This is a genomic window from Burkholderia sp. BE12 (assembly GCF_002959955.1).
GTDB lineage: Bacteria > Pseudomonadota > Gammaproteobacteria > Burkholderiales > Burkholderiaceae > Burkholderia.
Map to the genome: position 1 here is coordinate 1 of NZ_PREY01000049.1, position 17,774 is coordinate 17,774.

At 66.4% G+C, this 17,774-nt stretch carries 17 protein-coding genes; 6 read left to right on the forward strand and 11 right to left on the reverse strand.

All coding sequences use genetic code 11. The features are described 5' to 3' along the window. Positions 1-129: 129 nt before the first annotated feature. From C4B30_RS32910 to C4B30_RS32920, 3 genes are all read right to left on the reverse strand, one after another. The gene (locus tag C4B30_RS32910; RefSeq protein ID WP_027782471.1) at positions 130-1,713 is read right to left on the reverse strand and encodes a Na+/H+ antiporter; all 1,584 of its coding nucleotides are present in this window, start codon (positions 1,711-1,713) and stop codon (positions 130-132) included. 230 nt (positions 1,714-1,943) lie between these two features. Further along, entirely contained in the window at positions 1,944-3,377 is a 1,434-nt protein-coding gene (locus C4B30_RS32915) for an aldehyde dehydrogenase family protein (RefSeq protein ID WP_105133549.1), read from the reverse strand. Positions 3,378-3,406: 29 nt separating this feature from the next. Next, positions 3,407-5,047 carry an acetolactate synthase large subunit gene (locus C4B30_RS32920; RefSeq protein WP_027782469.1) on the reverse strand — a complete coding sequence of 547 codons (1,641 nt, stop codon included), beginning with the start codon at positions 5,045-5,047 and terminating at the stop codon, positions 3,407-3,409. A 375-nt stretch (positions 5,048-5,422) separates the two neighbouring features. Here C4B30_RS32920 and C4B30_RS32930 point away from each other — a divergent pair, with 375 nt between their 5' ends. The 4 genes from C4B30_RS32930 (at position 5,423) to C4B30_RS32945 (ending at position 7,021) form a co-directional block, all read left to right on the forward strand. Further along, positions 5,423-5,740: a type II toxin-antitoxin system RelE/ParE family toxin gene (locus C4B30_RS32930; protein ID WP_051421365.1), complete on the forward strand. Its 318-nt coding sequence runs from the start codon at positions 5,423-5,425 to the stop codon at positions 5,738-5,740. A 3-nt stretch (positions 5,741-5,743) separates the two neighbouring features. Next, the gene (locus tag C4B30_RS32935) at positions 5,744-6,043 is read left to right on the forward strand and encodes an addiction module antidote protein (RefSeq protein WP_105133550.1); all 300 of its coding nucleotides are present in this window, start codon (positions 5,744-5,746) and stop codon (positions 6,041-6,043) included. Positions 6,044-6,427: 384 nt separating this feature from the next. Further along, the gene (locus C4B30_RS32940) at positions 6,428-6,706 is read left to right on the forward strand and encodes a type II toxin-antitoxin system RelE/ParE family toxin (RefSeq protein WP_105133551.1); all 279 of its coding nucleotides are present in this window, start codon (positions 6,428-6,430) and stop codon (positions 6,704-6,706) included. A gap of 12 nt (positions 6,707-6,718) precedes the next feature. After that, positions 6,719-7,021, forward strand: a complete 303-nt coding sequence (locus C4B30_RS32945; protein WP_027782466.1) for a HigA family addiction module antitoxin — start codon at positions 6,719-6,721, stop codon at positions 7,019-7,021. 33 nt (positions 7,022-7,054) lie between these two features. Here C4B30_RS32945 and C4B30_RS32950 read toward each other — a convergent pair whose 3' ends face one another. The 5 genes from C4B30_RS32950 to andAc all read right to left on the reverse strand — a co-directional run bounded on the left by C4B30_RS32950 (position 7,055) and on the right by andAc (position 11,776). Beyond that, a complete protein-coding gene (locus C4B30_RS32950) occupies positions 7,055-8,341 on the reverse strand; it encodes a DUF445 domain-containing protein (RefSeq protein ID WP_105133552.1) in 1,287 nt (428 codons plus the stop codon). Positions 8,342-8,450: 109 nt separating this feature from the next. Then, positions 8,451-9,671: an anthranilate 1,2-dioxygenase system ferredoxin--NAD(+) reductase gene (gene andAa / locus C4B30_RS32955; protein WP_105133553.1), complete on the reverse strand. Its 1,221-nt coding sequence runs from the start codon at positions 9,669-9,671 to the stop codon at positions 8,451-8,453. Continuing rightward, complete coding sequence (andAb, locus tag C4B30_RS32960) at positions 9,661-9,987, reverse strand: anthranilate 1,2-dioxygenase ferredoxin subunit AndAb (RefSeq protein ID WP_006479527.1); 327 nt, start codon at positions 9,985-9,987, stop codon at positions 9,661-9,663. The genes andAa and andAb overlap by 11 nt, the downstream gene beginning before the upstream one ends. Positions 9,988-10,013: 26 nt before the next feature. Further along, the gene (andAd, locus tag C4B30_RS32965; RefSeq protein ID WP_006490977.1) at positions 10,014-10,490 is read right to left on the reverse strand and encodes an anthranilate 1,2-dioxygenase small subunit AndAd; all 477 of its coding nucleotides are present in this window, start codon (positions 10,488-10,490) and stop codon (positions 10,014-10,016) included. Between the two features lie 14 nt (positions 10,491-10,504). Beyond that, positions 10,505-11,776 carry an anthranilate 1,2-dioxygenase large subunit AndAc gene (gene andAc / locus C4B30_RS32970; RefSeq protein WP_105133570.1) on the reverse strand — a complete coding sequence of 424 codons (1,272 nt, stop codon included), beginning with the start codon at positions 11,774-11,776 and terminating at the stop codon, positions 10,505-10,507. 213 nt (positions 11,777-11,989) lie between these two features. Here andAc and andR point away from each other — a divergent pair, with 213 nt between their 5' ends. Further along, a complete protein-coding gene (gene andR / locus C4B30_RS32975; protein ID WP_105133554.1) occupies positions 11,990-12,949 on the forward strand; it encodes an anthranilate 1,2-dioxygenase regulatory protein AndR in 960 nt (319 codons plus the stop codon). 212 nt (positions 12,950-13,161) lie between these two features. Here the strand turns inward: andR and C4B30_RS32980 are convergent, their stop codons facing one another. The 3 genes from C4B30_RS32980 to C4B30_RS32990 form a co-directional block, all read right to left on the reverse strand. After that, complete coding sequence (locus tag C4B30_RS32980) at positions 13,162-13,473, reverse strand: hypothetical protein (protein WP_027782461.1); 312 nt, start codon at positions 13,471-13,473, stop codon at positions 13,162-13,164. A gap of 127 nt (positions 13,474-13,600) precedes the next feature. Next, on the reverse strand, positions 13,601-15,280 hold the full coding sequence (locus C4B30_RS32985; protein WP_105133555.1) for a methyl-accepting chemotaxis protein: 1,680 nt from the start codon (positions 15,278-15,280) through the stop codon (positions 13,601-13,603). Positions 15,281-15,627: 347 nt separating this feature from the next. Then, entirely contained in the window at positions 15,628-16,518 is an 891-nt protein-coding gene (locus tag C4B30_RS32990) for a LysR family transcriptional regulator (RefSeq protein WP_105133556.1), read from the reverse strand. A 91-nt stretch (positions 16,519-16,609) separates the two neighbouring features. On the opposite strand from C4B30_RS32990, the gene C4B30_RS32995 reads away from it, so the two are divergent. Then, on the forward strand, positions 16,610-17,743 hold the full coding sequence (locus tag C4B30_RS32995; RefSeq protein ID WP_105133557.1) for a muconate/chloromuconate family cycloisomerase: 1,134 nt from the start codon (positions 16,610-16,612) through the stop codon (positions 17,741-17,743). Positions 17,744-17,774 lie beyond the last annotated feature (31 nt).

Here is a 17,774-nt window from a genome sequence, read left to right on the forward strand (position 1 = left end):
TCGGGGCATCGGGACATCGGGGCATCGGGGCATCCGGCACGATACGTCTGCCCCTCGGCGGCCAATCGCAGACGAAATCCTCTCGAACACCGCGCCGCCTGTCGAAACGAGGCGCTTTTCGACAGCCTGCTAGCCGCGCGCGTGCTGCGCGGATACTTCCTGCAGGTCGAGGTCGCGTTCGAGCGTATGCAACATCTCGTCGTGGATGCGCCCTGACCGGTGCAGGCGCAACAGTTCGGCGCGCCCGGCCCGGATCGCGGCCAGCACCACGTCGTAGTGCGCAACGCGCACTTCCGCCGGATACGCGGGCTCGTTCTTCGTCCGTTCGGTCAACTGGGCGCGATACGTGTATTGCTCGAGCAGGCGCGGATGGATCACGACGCCGTTCTCGTCATGCACGAGCGGCTGGATCGCCGCGAGCTGCGCGGCCTCGACGTACGCCCACGTCTGCGGCTCGGTCAGGTGGTGCGCGGCGCGCTCGTCGCGCTGCGGCAGGCGCAGCAGCCGGATCAGCGGCCCGATCGTCGTACCCTGCAGCAGCACGGTGACGAGAATCACCGCGAACGACGCGACCAGGATCACGTCGCGGCCGGGCAGCGCCTCGGGCAGCGACAACGCGATCGCCAGCGTCACCACGCCGCGCATGCCGGCCCAGCTCATGATCGTCGCGGCCTTCCAGTCGGGCGCCGGCCCGCGCCGCGCGAGGCCGCGCACCGGCCACTTCAGCGCCTCGACGGCGTAGATCCACACGAAGCGCGACACGATCACCGCCGCCAGCACCGCGAGCACGGGCGGCACCATCGTGCCGAGCACCTGCTCGAAGCCGCCGAGCCGGTGGATCGCGCCGCGCAGCGACAGCCCGATCAGCACGAACACCATCGCCTCGAGCAGGAACACGATGACCTGCCAGAACGCGGTGCCGCGCGTGCGCACGGCCGCCGAGAACACCTCGTGCTGATGCCAGCCGACGATCATGCCGGCCGTGACCGTCGCGATCACGCCCGACACCTCGACCATTTCGCCCGCGATGTACGCGATCCATCCGGCAATCACCGCGACGGTGATCACGAGGTAGTCGTCGTCGAGCAGCTTCAGGAACCACACGACGAGCTTGCCGACCACGAAGCCGACCACCACGCCGCCGAGCCCGAGCTCCGCGAAGCGCACGACCGCGTGCTCCAGGCTGAACGCACCGGTGAGCGCGGCCGCGACCGCGAAGCGGAACAGCACGAGGCCGGCCGCGTCGTTCAGCAGGCTCTCGCCTTCGAGCAGCACCATCAGCCGGCGCGGCAGCGCGACGCGTTCGAGCACGGCCTTCGCGGCGACCGCATCGGGCGGCGACACGATCGCGCCGAGCGCGAAGCACGCGGCCCACGGCAGCGCCGGCACGACCCAGTGCACGGCGAAGCCGACCGCGAACGTCGTGAACACGACCGCGCCGATCGCCAGCATCAGAATGCCGCCGACGTTGCGCTTGAATTCTTCCCACACGGAGAAGTACGCACCGTCCATCAACAGCGGCGGCAGGAATACCAGCAGCACCAGCTCGGGATCGAGGTTGACCGGCGGCAGACCGGGGATGAACGCGATGCCGATGCCGCCGATCAGCAGCGCGGCCGCGGGCGGCAGCCGCAGCCGCTTGGCGATGTATTCGAGCGCGACGATCGCGAGGAATGACAACAGAACCAGCTTGAATGCCGAGACGGGGGACATGAATCGACCTCGTGGAGAATGAATTCGCGCGTTCCGGCGTCGTACCCCGGTCGGCAGTTTCGCGCGATTACATCACGAGGCGATGCCCGTAGTCGAGCCTGTTTCGGGCGTCCGCACGGGGCACGCGCGGCGCCGTGCCGCTGCGCGCCGCCATGAAAAACGGCACGCGGGCCGGCCCGATCGCCCGCCCGCGTGCCGTCGCGGCACCGCACCGCACCGCCCGTCGCGCGTTACCGACGCCGCACCACCATCAGTCGCGGCTCGGTCATGTCCTCGATCGCGTAGCGGACGCCTTCGCGGCCGAGGCCCGAATCCTTCACGCCGCCGTACGGCATGTTGTCGACGCGGAACGACGGCACGTCGTTGATCACGACGCCGCCGACCTCCAGTTCGTCCCATGCGCGCTGCGCATGCGTGAGCGAATCGGTGAACACGCCGGCCTGCAGCCCGAAGTCGCTGTCGTTCACGCGCGCGAGCGCGTCGTCGAAGCGGTCGAACTTCTCGAGGATCGCGACCGGGCCGAACGCCTCCTTCCGGTACAGGTCCTGCTCGCGCCCGACGTTTTCCAGCAGCGTCGCCTCGAACATCGCGCCGTCGACCTTGCCGCCCGCGACGATCTTCGCCCCCGCCGCGACGGCCGCGTCCATCCAGCCCGACAGCCGGCGCGACTCGGCTTCGGAGATCATCGGGCCGACGAACGTCGACGGATCCTTCGGATCGCCCATCTTCAGCGAACGCGTCTTCGCGATCAGCTTCTCGCGCAGCGCGTCGTAAAGATCGGCATGCACGAGGATCCGCTGCACGCCGATGCAGCTCTGGCCCGACTGGTAGTACGCGCCGAACGCGAGCCGCTCGACCACGTAGTCGAGCCGGTCGCGCTGGTCGGCATCGACGATCGCGGCCGCGTTGCCGCCGAGCTCCAGCACGACTTTCTTCTTGCCGGCCTTCTCCTTCAGCGCCCAGCCGACGGCGGGCGAACCGGTGAACGACAGCAGCTTGAAGCGCTCGTCGGTCGTGAACAGGTCGGCGCCGTCTCGATGCGCGGGCAGCACCGAGAACGCGCCCTTCGGCAGGTCGGTTTCCGCGAGCACCTCGCCGATGATCAGCGCGCCGATCGGCGTGCGGCTCGCCGGCTTCAGCACGAACGGACAGCCGGCCGCGAGCGCGGGCGCGACCTTGTGCGCGGCGAGGTTCAACGGAAAGTTGAACGGCGAGATGAACGAGCACGGGCCGATCGGCACGCGCTTCGTGTAGCCCGTATAGCCCTGCGCACGCGCGGAGATCTCGAGGTTGACGATCTCGCCGTCGATGCGCACCGATTCCTCGGATGCGACGCGGAACGTATCGATCAGCCGCGTGACTTCGCCCTTCGAATCGTTGATCGGCTTGCCGGCCTCGATGCACAGCGCCTCGGCCAGCTCGTCGAAACGTTCGCGAAACCGCGCGACGCAATGATCGAGCACGGCCTGCCGCTTGTAGGCGGGCATCTCGCGCATCGGCTTCGCGGCGTCGACTGCCGCGGCGATCGCCGCATCGATCGCCTTCGCGTCGGCCAGCGCGACGCGCGTGGCGACCTTGCCGCTGAACTTGTCGGTCACCTCCAGATCGGTGTTCGCGTAGACGGCTTCGTTGGCGAGGTAGTACGGATAGGTTTCCTTCAACATGGAACGACTCCTTCCTGTGAACGGGGATGTCAGAGTTGCGCCGACAGGCGCTTGATCTCGCGGTTCAGCACGCGCTCGTTGTCCGAGTAGTCGATCGGCACGTCGATCACGTGCACGCCCGGCGACGAGAAGCACTCGCGCAGCAACGGCTCGAGATCGTCGGCCGACTCGACGCGATGCCCGTGCGCGCCGTAGCTTTGCGCGTACGACACGAAATCGGGGTTCTGCAGCGTCATCGCGAAATCGGGGAAATTCATGTTCTCCTGCTTCCAGCGGATCATCCCGAACGCATCGTCGCGCAGGATCATCACGACGATGTCGAGCTTCAGCCGCACGGCCGTTTCGAGCTCCTGCGAATTCATCATGAAGCCGCCGTCGCCGCACACGGCGATCACCTTGCGCTGCGGATGCACGATCTTCGTCGCGATCGCCGACGGCAGGCCCGCGCCCATCGACGCGAGCGCGTTGTCGAGCAGCAGCGAATTCGGCTCGTGCGCACGCCAGTAACGCGCGAACCAGATCTTGTACATCCCGTTGTCGAGACAGACGATGCCGTCAAGCGGCAGCGCGTTGTACAGGTCGTTCACGATCCGCACCGGATACATCGGGAAGCGCGGATCGTGCTGGCCCTTTTCCAGATGCGCGTCGAAATGCGACTTGATCATCGTGAAGCGCGTGAAATCCCAGTGCGGCTGCGGCGACATGGCCTCCTTCATCTGCCACACCGCGTTCGCGATGTCGCCGACCACCTCGATCTGCGGGAAATAGACGGGGTCGACCTGCGCGCCGAGGAAGTTCACGTGGATCACGGTCTTGTCGTCGGTGCGCATGAAGAACGGCGGCTTCTCGATCACGTCGTGACCGACGTTGATGATGCAATCCGCATGCTCGATCGCGCGATGCACGAAGTCGCCGTCGGACAGCGTCGCGTTGCCGAGCCACAGCGGGTGCGTCTCGTCGATCACGCCCTTGCCCATCTGCGTCGTGAAGAACGGGATGCCCGTCTTGTCGACGAATTCGAGCAGCATCTTGCAGGTGGTCTTGCGGTTGCCGCCCGCGCCGATCATCAGGAGCGGATGGCGCGCGGCCTGGATCGCGTCGACCGCGTGCGCGACCGCCTTCTCCTCCGCGACCGGCCGCCGGCTGTAGCTGCGCGGGATCGGCTTGCCGTCGCCCTCCTCGTGCGCGATGTCTTCGGGCAGTTCGAGGTGCGCGGCGCCCGGGCGCTCCTCCTCCGCGCGGCGGAACGCTTCGCGCACGGCCGACGGGATGTTGCCGATCGACACGATTTGCCGCGTGAACTTCGTGAGCGGCTGCATCATGTCGACCACGTCGACGATCTGGAAGTGACCCTGCTTGCTGGACTTGATCGGCTTCTGCCCGGTGATCATCAGCATCGGCATCCCGCCGAGCTGCGCATACGCGGCGGCCGTCACGAAATTGGTCGCGCCCGGCCCGAGCGTCGCGAGACACACGCCGGTGCGGCCCGTGAGGCGGCCGTAGGTGGCGGCCATGAACCCGGCCGCCTGTTCGTGCCGGGTCAGCACGAGCTTGATCTTCGAGCGCCGCAGCGATTCGAGCAGATCGAGGTTTTCTTCGCCTGGAATGCCGAACACGTACTCGACGCCTTCGGCTTCCAGCGCCTTCACGAACAGATCCGATGCTTTCATGGGGACTCTCGGTTATGCCGCCTGCCCGGCCTACGGACACGCGGCGTTCAGGACGCGCGCCGGCCTACGGCACGCGGACGCCTTACCTACTGGACACAGACCACGGCACTGCTCACCGCGCGATGCACGGTGCCGCCTCCCGATACGGGAGGACGAACGGATCCGCCCGCATGCGGCGGGCACACACGGGCGGCAAAGACGTTTTTGATTGTAGACGGATTCGGGAAATACCGACTTTCATCGACCGCCAGGCTCGCGCGCCGGGCATGCATCGGCCTGACGGCCATTGAGCCGACAAATGACGCGCGCGGCCTTATGGTGAGCGCCATGGAAACCGCCCGACCAATGTGAACCATGGTTGACAAGCCGCTATCGATGACATACAGTGCTCCAGCATTCAGCATCCGAACCACCGACGTCTTCGACGCATGGTTTGCCGGCCTGCCGGATCGCGTCGCAAAGCGCCGCATCCAGGCACGCATCGACCGTCTCTCGATGGGCAATCCGGGCGACTGGAAGTCCGCCGGCTCGCCGGTTGTCGAAATGCGTATCGACCATGGCCCCGGCTATCGCGTCTACTACGTCCGGCGCGGAACGATCTGGGTCATCCTGCTTTGCGGCGGCGATAAATCGACGCAACAGGCCGACATACGCGCCGCGCACGCGATGCTCGCGCATCTCGACATGGAGTAATCGATGGACAAGATCAGAACCCGGCCGTGGGATTCGGCCGAACACCTGAAAACCGCGGACGACATGGCCGATTACTTCGAAGCATGTCTGCAGGAAGCCGGCGACGATCCGGCCTTCATCGCGCACGCGCTCGGCATCATCGCGCGCGCGCACGGCATGTCGCAGGTCGCGCGCGACACGGGCCTGTCGCGCGAAGGGCTGTACAAGGCGCTGTCGCACGACGGCAACCCGAGCTTCGGCACGATTCTGAAGGTCATCAAGGCGCTCGGCCTGCAACTGCACGGCGCGAAAGCGCACGCGTGACGTGCGGGTGCACGACATCGCGCCCTTTGCGATGCCGGCGGCCGCGTCAGTGCAGCCACCCGGCCGTCCAGCGCGGCGCGGCGCGAGCGACACCCGATACAACCCGAGCCCGATCAGCCCGCCGACCAGCGTGCCGTTGATGCATTAGATCGTCCGAATGGCATATCGGGCCCGTAAAAGCAATGTGCGGCCCTATACTCGTCGGGACGACGGAAACCGGCGGGCATGCATCGGCGATGTCCGTCATCACGTGTCGCTCCCATCGATTTCCAATCGGGTAGTTCTCCTATTGTTCCCTTCACGCGGCGAAGCTTCGACGCGCGCATCGCCGACGCCATTTCATCCTTATTGACGTATTACGCTAGACGTAATACCATGCCCGTAATGATCATTTCGTTCCGATGCAAAGATACGCAGCTGCTTTTCGCAGGAGAATCGCCCAAGCGCTTCCGCACGATCGAAATCGTTGCCGCCCGGAAACTGCAAATGATCGCCGCAGCGAAGGAATTGCGCGATTTGCGGGCACCTCCCTGCAACAGGCTCGAAGCGTTGCAGGGCGATCGGGAAGGTCAGCACAGCATCCGCATCAACGAGCGATGGCGGATTTGTTTCGAATGGTGCGACGATGGCCCCACCCAGGTCGAGATCGTCGACTATCACTGACTGGAGCTTCGCATGCTCGAGAATGGAATGCGCCCGATTCATCCGGGCGAAATCCTGCGGGAAGAATTCCTCGTTCCGCTGGAACTGAGCGTCAACGCGCTGGCGCTTGCATTGAACGTGCCGGCGACGCGGTTGCACGAAATCGTCAAGGAACGGCGCGGCATCACGGCCGATACGGCCTATCGGCTCGCGCGCTACTTCGATACGTCGCCGGAATTCTGGCTGAACCTGCAAGCCGCGTACGACCTCAAGACACTGCCGACGCGCAGCGAGATCGACCGCAAGGTCGAACCGCGCGAGCGCACGCACGCGTAGGCACGCGGTCCGCCGTTCGTTCGCGTGGCCGCGTCAGTGCAGCCACCCGGCTGCCCAGCGCGGCGCGAGCGATACCAGATACAACCCGAGCCCGATCAGCCCGCCGACCAGCGTGCCGTTGATGCGGATGTACTGCAGATCCTTGCCGATGTTCAGTTCGATCTGCCGCGACATCTCGCGCGCATCCCAGTTGCGCACCGTGTCGCGAATGTGGCGCATCAGGAAATCGGCGAAATCGGGCGCCATCTCGTGCACGGCCTTCTCGACGTGCTCGTTCAGCGACGCACGCAGCGCCGGGCTCTCGGCGAGCCGCGCGCCGAGCCAGCCGCCGAGCGTCGCGGCCTGCCGGTGCAGCGCCGAATCGGGGCGCGCGAGATCGGCCTTCAGCCACGCGCGCAACTGGTCCCACAAGTCGCGCACATACTCGTTGAACGCATCGCCGTCGCGAATATAGCGCTTGATCTCCTCGCCCTTCGCGATGAACGCGGGGTCGTGCTTCAGCCGCTCGGTCAGCCGCACGACCGTGCGGTCGAAGCGTTGCCGCAGCTCGTGCTCGGGATCGGCCGCCACACCCTCCAGCACGCGGCTCACCGCGCTCGCGAGCATCCGCGCGCCGTTCTCGCCGAACCACTGCGTCGGCATGATCTTCTCGACCTTCGGGTATTGCGTCTTCAGCCATTCGACGATGAAGCCCGCGATCACCTCGCGGTTCTCTTCCTTGTCGAGCACGTCGACCACCTGGTCGATCGCGTCGTCGAGCAGCGCCTGGTGGCGGCCGTCCTTCGTCAGCGTGTCGAGGATCGCCCCGGCCGATTGCGACAGGTCGACCCGGTCGATCACCGCGCGGAATGCATCGTGGACGAACGACTGGATCCGCGCGTCGTCGGTCATGTCGAGCGCGAAGCTCATCAGCTTCGTCACGTAGCCGCCGAGCGCGTCGGTGTTCGCCGGCTCGCCGAGCCACGCGCCGAGCTTGCGCGCGGGATCGTGCTGGCGGATCTGCGCGGCGAGCGCGTCGGGGCCGAGGAATTTCTCGCGCACGAACACCGCGAGGTTGTCGGCGATCTTGTCCTTGTTCTTCGGAATGATCTCGGTGTGGCGCGACACGAACGGGATCGGCACGCGGCGAAACAGCGCGACGACCGCGAACCAGTCGGCGAGCGCGCCGACCATCGCGGCTTCGGCCACCGCCTTGAAGCCGTCGACCCACGGGCCGCGCGGCAGCAGGATGGTCGTGACGAACACCGCGACCGCGGCCAGCAGCAGCCACAGCGCGCGGCGCTTGCTTCGTTTCAGTTCGAGGGCTTTGTCTGGCGTCATGGAGGACGGGCGGATCGGCGATGTCGTTAATATCCCCGATTTCGCCGCAACCGACAAACCCGCCGCCGGCGTCGGCACGCGCGGCGCACACGCGCCGTGCGTCCCGCCGCTACATGAACGTCTTCAGACTGACTGCCGGATCGGCCAGCTTCACCGGATCGGGCACCGCGCCTGCCGCGATCAACCGCCGCGACGCGCCGATGTCGCGCCCGAGGTTCGCCGCGGCAACCGCGACGATCCTGCCGTCGTCGCCGAGCCCGAACACCGTGAACGGCCCGCTCGCCGGATCGCCGCGCACGACGATCGTGCGTTCGCTACCGAACAGCCCGAGCATCTGCAGGTTGCAGTCGTACTGATCGGACCACAGCCAGGGCAGCTCGGCATAGCGCTCGTCGGCGCCGAGCAGGTTCGCGGCCGCGACGGCCGGCTGGTTTTCGGCCACCTGCCACGATTCGATCCGCACATGACGCCCGAGCAGCGGATTGAAGTGCATCGTCACCTCGCCCGCCGCGAAGATCGCGGCATCGGCCGTGCGGCAACCTGCGTCGACGCGTATCCCGTTGTCGACGTCGAGCCCGGCCGCCTGCGCAAGCTCGACGTTGGGCACCACGCCGATACCGACCACGACGATGTCGGCCTGCACCTCGCCACGGTCGGTCTCGACGATCGCTCCACCGGCCGGCCCACGACGGATCGCGCGCGGCAGTGTCGCCATCTGAAAAACCACACCGCGCGCGTCGTGCAATTGCCGCGCATACGCGCCGACGACTTCCGGCAACGCACGCTGCAGCAAGCGCGCCGCCGGATCGATCACCGTCACGTCGCAGCCGAGCTGGCGTGCGGCCGCCGCGACCTCGAGGCCGATGAAGCCGCCGCCGAGCACCGCCACGCGGCGCCCGGGCACAAGTTGTGCACGCAACGCACGCGTATCCGCAACGGTACGCACGTAATGCGCAACGATACCTTCGTCGACCGGACCGCCGAACGTCCGCACGCGCGAGCCCGTGGCGAGCACGAGCTTCGCGTACGGCAACGTCGCACCGCCGTCGAGCCGCACACGCCGTGCGTCCCGCTCGATCGCATCGACACGCGTGCCGAGCCGCAGTTCGATGCGCTGCGCGTCATACCACGCGGCATCGCGGATGAACGCACGCTGCTCGCCGCCATCGCTCAGCAGCGCATCCTTCGACAGCGCCGGCCGGTCGTACGGCAACTCGCGCTCCGCGCCGATCATCACGATGCGCGCGGCCGCGTCGCGTTCGCGCAGCACCTCGGCCGTGCGCCGTGCCGCGTGGCCGGCCCCGACGATCACGAACGGATCAGCCGACATTGACTTCCACCTGCCCGTCGACGATCCGGATCGGATAAGTCCGTACCGGCTCGGTGATCGGCGCGCATTTCGGCGCACCGGTGCGAATGTCGATCAGCCCCTGGTGCAGCGGGCATTCGACGCAGCCGTCCTCCACATAGCCTTCGGACAGCCGCGCATGTCCGTGCGTGCAGAGGTCGTGCATCGCGAACAGTTCGTCGCCGATCCGGAACACGGCGATCGGCTTCTGGCCGGCGACGCGCGCCGCCGGTTCGTCCTCGGAGAATTCGTCGAAAGCGCCGAGCGGATGCCACTCGGCCAGCGTTGCTTCTGTCATGTCGATTCCTTGCTTCGTCAGATCGGTCAGATCGGCGTCGCGAGCAGCGTCTGCACGCGCGACGTGTCGTAGATCACGCGCTTGGTCTTGTAACGCAGCCCATCGGGCGTGCGCACCACCGTGTCGTAGTACTTGCCGGCCTGGTACACGTTCGATTCGCCGTTGCTGCGGGTCTGCACGACCACGTAGTTGCTCTCGGTGTCGATTTCGCCGTCGCGTTCGGCGACGATCGTCAGGCCCGACGTCATGTGCCGGTACGTATGCTCTTCGTAGATGTTCGCGTGCCGCAACGACACCACGCGATCGCGCAGCATCCGCTGGTTCGTGCAGTGAACGATCCCGACCGGCAGCCCGAGATCGGCGTTCTCCTTCGGCACGATTTCGTACGTGCAGTCCTCGGTGAACATTTCCGGCCAGTGTTCGAGCCGGTCGTTGTCGAGGTGCCCGATGTAGCGGTTCTGGAGCATGTAAATCTCGAACCACGTCTTCATGTCTTCCGTCATTTTTTGCTCCTGCCTCAATAGCCCATCAGCTTCTGGTAGCCGACCCAGAACTTGCGGATCAGGCTCTCGGTGATCACCGTGTCCTGCTGGTCCGGGTTGCCGCGCGACATCTCGATCACCGACGTCGCGTCGGCATCGCGCACCGTGCCGCGCTGCACGAGCTCGGTCGCTTCCGTGTCCTCCATCGAGATATAGCCGGCCGGCCCGACGAGGTTCGCCTGCTTGATGCGCAGCGCGCGCAGCTCGGGCGTGTCGTCCGCATAACCGAAGAAGTGGAAGATCAGCTCGAAGTTGTCCGGCCCCTTCGGCAGGATCTGGCGCGCGACCAGCGTGTTGTGGATCTGCTGGATCACGAGCTGCGGGAAGATCGGCTGGATATGGTTCGTGCAGTCCTCGTCGTATTCCGACACGAGATCGAGGATCGATTCGTCTTCCAGATGAAAACCCTCGTCGAACGAACGGATGTTCTGCTGCTTGTACGCGGCCGACGTATCGTCGCCCGTCTTCGTCACCGTGATGATGCTGTGCAGCCCGTGGTTCGCGTCCGGAATCGAGCGCGCCTTCATCCCGACGCGGAAGATGTTGAAGGTCGTATGGAACAGGTGCAGCATGCTCGCGTGATACGGGTCCTTCACGTTCTCCATGTACAGCTTCCAGTTCGACTTCGAATACTGGCGCGTGCAGCCGAGATACTCGATCGGCTTGTGGAAGATCCGGTCGATCCACGGGCGCATCTGCTCGCCGAGGTAGTCGGGCAGCGGCATCACGTCGTCGCTGAAGGTCGCGAACACGAGCCCGCGATAGCTGTCGACGCGCAGCTTGCGCAACCCGTGCTGTTTCGGATCGAAATCGGCCGGCATCCCGGTCATCCCCTTCTGGCCGCGCCGGAACGGCACGCCGAGCAGGTTGCCCTGGTTGTCGAAGCTCCACTGGTGATAGACGCACGTGTGCGAGCTCGCGTTGCCGCGCGACTTGCGGCACACCTGCGCGCCGCGGTGTGCGCAGCGGTTCACCCATGCGGACAGCGCGCCGTCCTCGGTGCGCGTGACAACCACCGGCGTGTCGCCGACGAACGTACTCTTGAAGTCGCCGGCGTTCGGGATTTCCGCTTCGAGTGCGACGAAATTCCACGTCGGCCCGCGGAAGATGCGTTCCTGCTCGCGTTCGTAGACCGCCTGCGAGCTGAACACCTTGTACGGCACGCGCGAGCCGTCGTCGTGCGGGAAGGTCACGTCGGATGCGTCGCCGCGTGCGGCGAAAACGACGGGCGATTCTGTCTGCTCCATGTCGGACTCCTTGTCGATCCGTTGCGTTGAATGCATGGAGCCGATTTTTGAAAAGCTAATATTCGGCGTCTATCCGGAAAGTGCGATTGCGGCGGCGCAATATCCACTTTCGGCGGATTTCTGCGCTAGCATGACGGCACACGCGACCTGGCGCACGATCTCGCCCCATTCGTCGGATCGAAGCGCACGTCGTTCATACCAAGGCTGAGGCCCATGTCCCCAACGTCGTTCGAGCCGCTCGCGCTACGCGCGCACCGGCTGTTCGAATCCCGCGATCTCGACGAGACGCGCGAGCGGATCTCGCGCGTGATGCAGCCGCACGCGCTGCTGCCGAGCGGCCGCGTGCACGGTGCGTCGCACATGGATTTCGTCAAGCTGGGCGGCCTCGGGATCGGCACGATCGCGTTCGGCGACGCGATGCGCGTGCAGGTCGATGCGGTCGACGGCTACTACCTGCTGATGTTTTGCCTGTCGGGTCAGGCGGAAGTGCGCGCGATGGGGCGGCAGCTCGGCGTCGACGGGCAGACCGGCGTGCTATGCGCGCCCGGCGAGCGCTTCGACGCGGTGCTGTCGGCCGATTGCGAGCAGTTCGTGCTGCGCATCGACGCGGCGACCGTCGGCTCGCTGACCGGCGACCCACGCGCGACGCTCGACCCCGTGCTGCACATCAGCGACGCCGCACTCGCCGCGTGGCGCCAGCAGCTGATGCTCGTCGCGCGCTCGCCTGAACTGCTCGAACGCGCGTACGCGAACCCGCGCGTCGCGTCGCAGCTGGAGCACCTGCTGATCGATCTGCTGATCGAAGGCCATCCGCCGTCCGTGCTGCAGGCGTCGCATCGCGACCCGGCGCCGGGCTTCGTACGGCGCGCACAGGATTTCGTCGATGCGCACTACGCACAGCCGCTGCAGCTCGCCGATATCGTCCAGGCCGCCAACGTGCCCGAACGGACGCTGCGCGACGCGTTCCTGCAATTTCGCGGGATGAGCCCGATGCAATACCTGCGCGCGACGCGGCTCGCGCACGCGCGCGAACTGCTGCGCGGCGCGGCATCCGATCGGCGGATCGCCGATATCGCGCTCGACTGCGGGTTTACCCATCTCGGGCGGTTCGCGATCGCGTATCGGGAAAGGTTCGGCGAATCGCCGTCGGAGACGCTCGACGCGAAGCGTTGAGCGCACGCCCGTGCGTTTCCGGGCGGACTCGCCCGCGGCTGCGCGGGCAATTGCCCGTTACGTGGCAGGCGCGCACGACGACCGGCGGGGCCGACGATCACTGCGGTACAGCACGGCTGCTGACCGCTGCTGTGGCCGGGGCCGCCCCCGGCACGGGTTGTTGCGATGGCCCGAGCAGCGTGAGCGGCGTGAGCAGTTTGCGCCGGTTGTGCTTACGCCGGTGCCGCTCGCGTCGGCTGTGCCGTTTGCGCCGCTTCCGCAGCGCCCGCGGACGGCAATCCCGGACCATCCAGTCGCGACGACGCGCAGGCCAGCGCGCGTTCGACCTGTTCGAACATCGCCCGCGTGGCCGGACTATGCGGGCACGCGCGTAGCAGCAGTTCCAGCCATTTCAGCCGCCGCGCCAGCATCGGCACGACCATCGTACGCACGATCAGCCGCTGATCCGCGTCCGACGGATCGAAACGCGCGCACATGTCGACGAGCGCGTCGAGCGTCAGTACTGCCTGAGTCAGGTTCGTCATGGGTGTCATCGGCAGATCCACCGCCCGCATCGCCGCGGACGGATCGTGAACGTGAACGGCGAACGCGCGCGCCGGCGTGTCTGGCGCACCGGCATGCACGTCGCCACAGAGGCGGACCGCGTCGCGTTCAAAGCGCATGCCATTCGGCGGACCCACCCACTGGAGCCACAGCTGCCGGCACGCTCGGCGGCCGCACTGCCGCGGACGGCCACGCCCGCGCCGGCGACGCAACCGCCGGCGCGGCGGGCGCGTCCGGGAAGGCACCCGCCAGCCTGAACGCCGACATCGCCGCCTGCAGATGGCCGGCCTGCTCTTCGAGCGAATGCGCGGCGGCGGCGGCCTGCTCGACGAGCGCCGCATTCTGCTGCGTCACGCCCTCCATCTGCCCGATCGCCACGTTGACCTGCTCGATCCCCTGGCTCTGCTCGCGCGACGCGGCCGCGATTTCGGCGACGATGTCGGACACCTGCTTGATCGCCTGCTTCACCTGGCCCATCGTCGCGCCCACGTCCGTGGCCTGCTGCGCGCTGTCGTGGATCATCGACACCGACGCGCCGATCAGCTCCTTGATTTCCTTCGCCGCCGCCGCCGAACGCTGCGCGAGGTTGCGCACTTCGCTCGCGACTACCGCGAAGCCGCGCCCCTGCTCGCCCGCGCGCGCCGCCTCCACGGCCGCATTGAGCGCGAGAATGTTGGTCTGGAACGCGATCCCCTCGATGACGCCCGTGATATCGGACACCTGGCTCGAGCGGTCGCTGATCTGCTCGATCGTCGCGACCATGTGCTGCACGGCGTCGTGGCCCGCATCCGCGATGCCCGTCGCACGCGTCGCGAGCGTATTTGCCTGCTGCGCGTTGTCGGCGTTCTGCTTCACGGTCTCCGTCAGTTGCGTCATGCTCGATGCGGTCTCCTCGAGCGACGCGGCCTGCTCCTCCGTGCGAGCCGACAGATCCGCATTGCCGCTCGCGATCTGGTGCGACGCGATCGCGACCGACTCCGCGCTGCGCTTGATGCCGCGCACCGTCGTGCCGAGCTGCCGGTCCATCGTCGCCAGCGCGCCGAGCAACTGGCCGAATTCGTCGTGCAAATCGATGTCGATCCGATTGTCCAGCGTGCCGCCCGCGATTTCGTCGGCCACGCGTACGGCCTGGCCGAGCGGCGTCGAAATGTGTCGCAGCAGGTGCACGGACGCCCACGCCGCGATCAGCACCCCGGCGCCGATCAAGCCGATCGCGATCCACAGAATGGTCCTGAACGTCGACTCGCTGTCGTCGACGAACGACTTCGCCTGCTCGGCGTTCAGCGCGATGTCGTCTTCGAGCACCTGCCTGAGTTCGCCCGCGGCCGGCAGCAGCCGGTCGATCGCCGCGTTGATCGCATCGGGGGCCGAGCCGCTCATCGCCGCGACGACGTCATTGACGCCTGCCCTGAAGCGCGGCAGCACGGCGTGGATGCGCTCGGCGATCGCGCGCTCCTTGTCGCTCGTGATCGATTCCGTGTAATAGCGGTTCCAGAGCGTATCGAGGCGGCTTTGCTCGGCACGCATCTCGTCGACGCCGCTTCGCGTGCGTACCGGGTCGCGCTCCCCCTGGATCCGGCGCATCTGAAGCTGAATCCCGAGCGAGATGGCGCGAATTTCGGTCAATTCACGGATCGGCAATGTATTGCCCTGATAAGCGCGATGCAGATTCGAATTCAGCCGGGACAAACCGAATACGCCGAACACGCCGATCGCGATCATTAATGCGACGCACGACGCAAGGGTGATAAAAATCCTGAATTTTATGCTTTTGGCAAATCGACTCATTTTCACGCTCCTCCGGCTTGTCGGGTCGATGAGGAATGGCAAGCGCCGTTCCATGACCGGGGTTTACGGAAGGAAAACGAGCCGATTTAGGTATCTCGATCCGAAATAATCAAAATCGAAAATGGCAAGAATTCGAATATCCACCGCGCTTTTTTGCGATCGATATCTCATTAACATATCTCTCTATATATTAGAGACCGTCTTTTTCTCATTAATAATCTATCTCATTAATGGAGCTGGCATCATTCGGTCGACGACACGAGGCTGCGGCGACATGCCGAATTTCCATCCGCGGACGTAGCGCAGCTAGACCGTTAGTTGCACCACAAGGCCGAAGCGACGTCCCGCTATGCCGCCGGCACGATCATCTCCCGCGCAATCGCGCAGAACGCCGCGGTGGCGGCGCTTTCGCCGTGCCGCCGGCGGCTCATGATGATCGGCGAAGTCGCGCCCGGCTCCGGCAGCCGCCGATAGACGACGCCCTTCACGCGCACGCCCTCCACGCTCTCCGGCACCAGCGACACGCCCACCTGCGCGGCGACGAGCCCGAGCGCCGTCTGCAGTTCGCGCACCTCGTGCACGGCCGCCGGCACGACCGCGCCGTCGCGCAGCGCCGACAACTGCTGATCGGCGAAGCTCGGCCGCGGCGTGCTCGGGTAGACGATCATCGTCTCGTTCGCGAGATCCGCGAGCGTCAGCGGCCGGGCCGGATCGGCGAGCCGATGCCCGACCGGCAGCGCCGCGATCAGCTTCTCCTCGATCAGCGCCTCGCGCACCAGTTGGTCGTCGTCGAAGCGCAAGCGGCCGAACCCCACGTCGATCCGGCCGCCCTTCAGCGCGCCCAGCTGTTCCAGCGTGAACATTTCGATCAGCGACAGCTCGACGTCCGGCTGCGCCTCGCGAAACGCGCGGATCACGTCCGGCAGCGCGCCGTATAGCGTCGACGGCACGAAACCGATCACGATCCGCTCCGACAGTTGCGCAAGCCGCCGCGTCAGCGGCCCGAGCTCGTCGGCCTGGTCGACCAGACGTTTCGCCTGGGCATAGAACACGCGCCCGGCATCGGTCAGTTTCAACGGCCGCGCGCCGCGCTCGAACAGCGGCAACCCGATCTCGTCCTCGATCGCCTGGATCTGACGGCTCAGCGGCGGCTGCGTCATGTGCAGCCGCTCCGCTGCCCGCGTGATGTTCATTTCCTCGGCGACGGCGATGAAGTAACGGAGCTGACGTAATTCCATTTCATGCCTCAAAGGTATGGAAGTAGTCGGAAAGAGTGTTGGACGACGCGGGGCGGGAATTCCTACCATGTGCACCAACAGGAGGAATCGCATGATAGCAACTGCCGCCACCATCGAACGCATCGAGACATTATTGGTCGACGTGCCGACGATCAGGCCCCATAAACTGTCGGTCGCCACGATGAATTGCCAGACGCTCGTGCTGGTCCGAATTCGATGCACGGACGGTATCGAAGGCGTCGGCGAGGCGACGACCATCGGCGGTCTCGCCTATGGCGAGGAGAGCCCGGAAAGCATCAAGGTCAACCTCGACACCTACTTCGCGCCGCTGCTGCAAGGCATGGACGCGACGCGCCCGGGCGCCGCGATGGCGCGTGCGCGCAAATTGTTCCAGGGCAACCGCTTCGCGAAGTGCGCGATCGAGACCGCGCTGTTCGACGCGCAGGCGCAGCGTCTCGGCGTGCCGCTGTCCGAACTGTTCGGCGGGCGCCGGACCGATGCGGTCGACGTCGCATGGACGCTCGCGAGCGGCGACACGCAGCGCGACATCGCGGAAGCCGAAGCGATGCTCGAAGCCCGCCGCCATCGCGCGTTCAAGCTGAAGATCGGCTCGAACGCGGTCGCCGACGACGTGGCCCACGTGGTCGCGATCAAGCGCGCGCTCGGCGAGCGCGGCGACGTGCGGGTCGACGTGAACCAGGCATGGAGCGAAACCGATGCGATCTGGGCCGGCGCGCGGCTCGCCGACGCCGGCGTGAGCCTCGTCGAGCAGCCGATCGCCGCGACCAACCGCGCGGGGCTGAAACGCCTCACTCAGCTCGCGCAGGTGCCGATCATGGCCGACGAGGCGCTGCACGGCCCCGTCGACGCGTTCGCGCTCGCGCAGGATCGCGCGGCCGACGTGTTCGCGGTGAAGATCGCGCAATCGGGCGGCCTGCAGGGCGCGGCGAGCGTCGCGTCGATCGCCGCGGCGGCCGGTATCGAACTGTACGGCGGCACGATGCTCGAAGGCGCGGCCGGCACGATGGCGTCCGCGCAACTGTTCAGCACGTTCGACTCGCTGAAATGGGGCACCGAACTGTTCGGCCCGCTGCTGCTCACCGAGGAGATCCTCGTCGAGCCGCTGCGCTACCAGGATTTCAAGCTGCATCTGCCGGCGACGCCCGGCCTCGGCCTCACCTTCGACTGGGCCCGCATCGAACGGATGCGACGCGACGCCCGCTGATCCCCACACGACAACCGAAACCGGAGACACA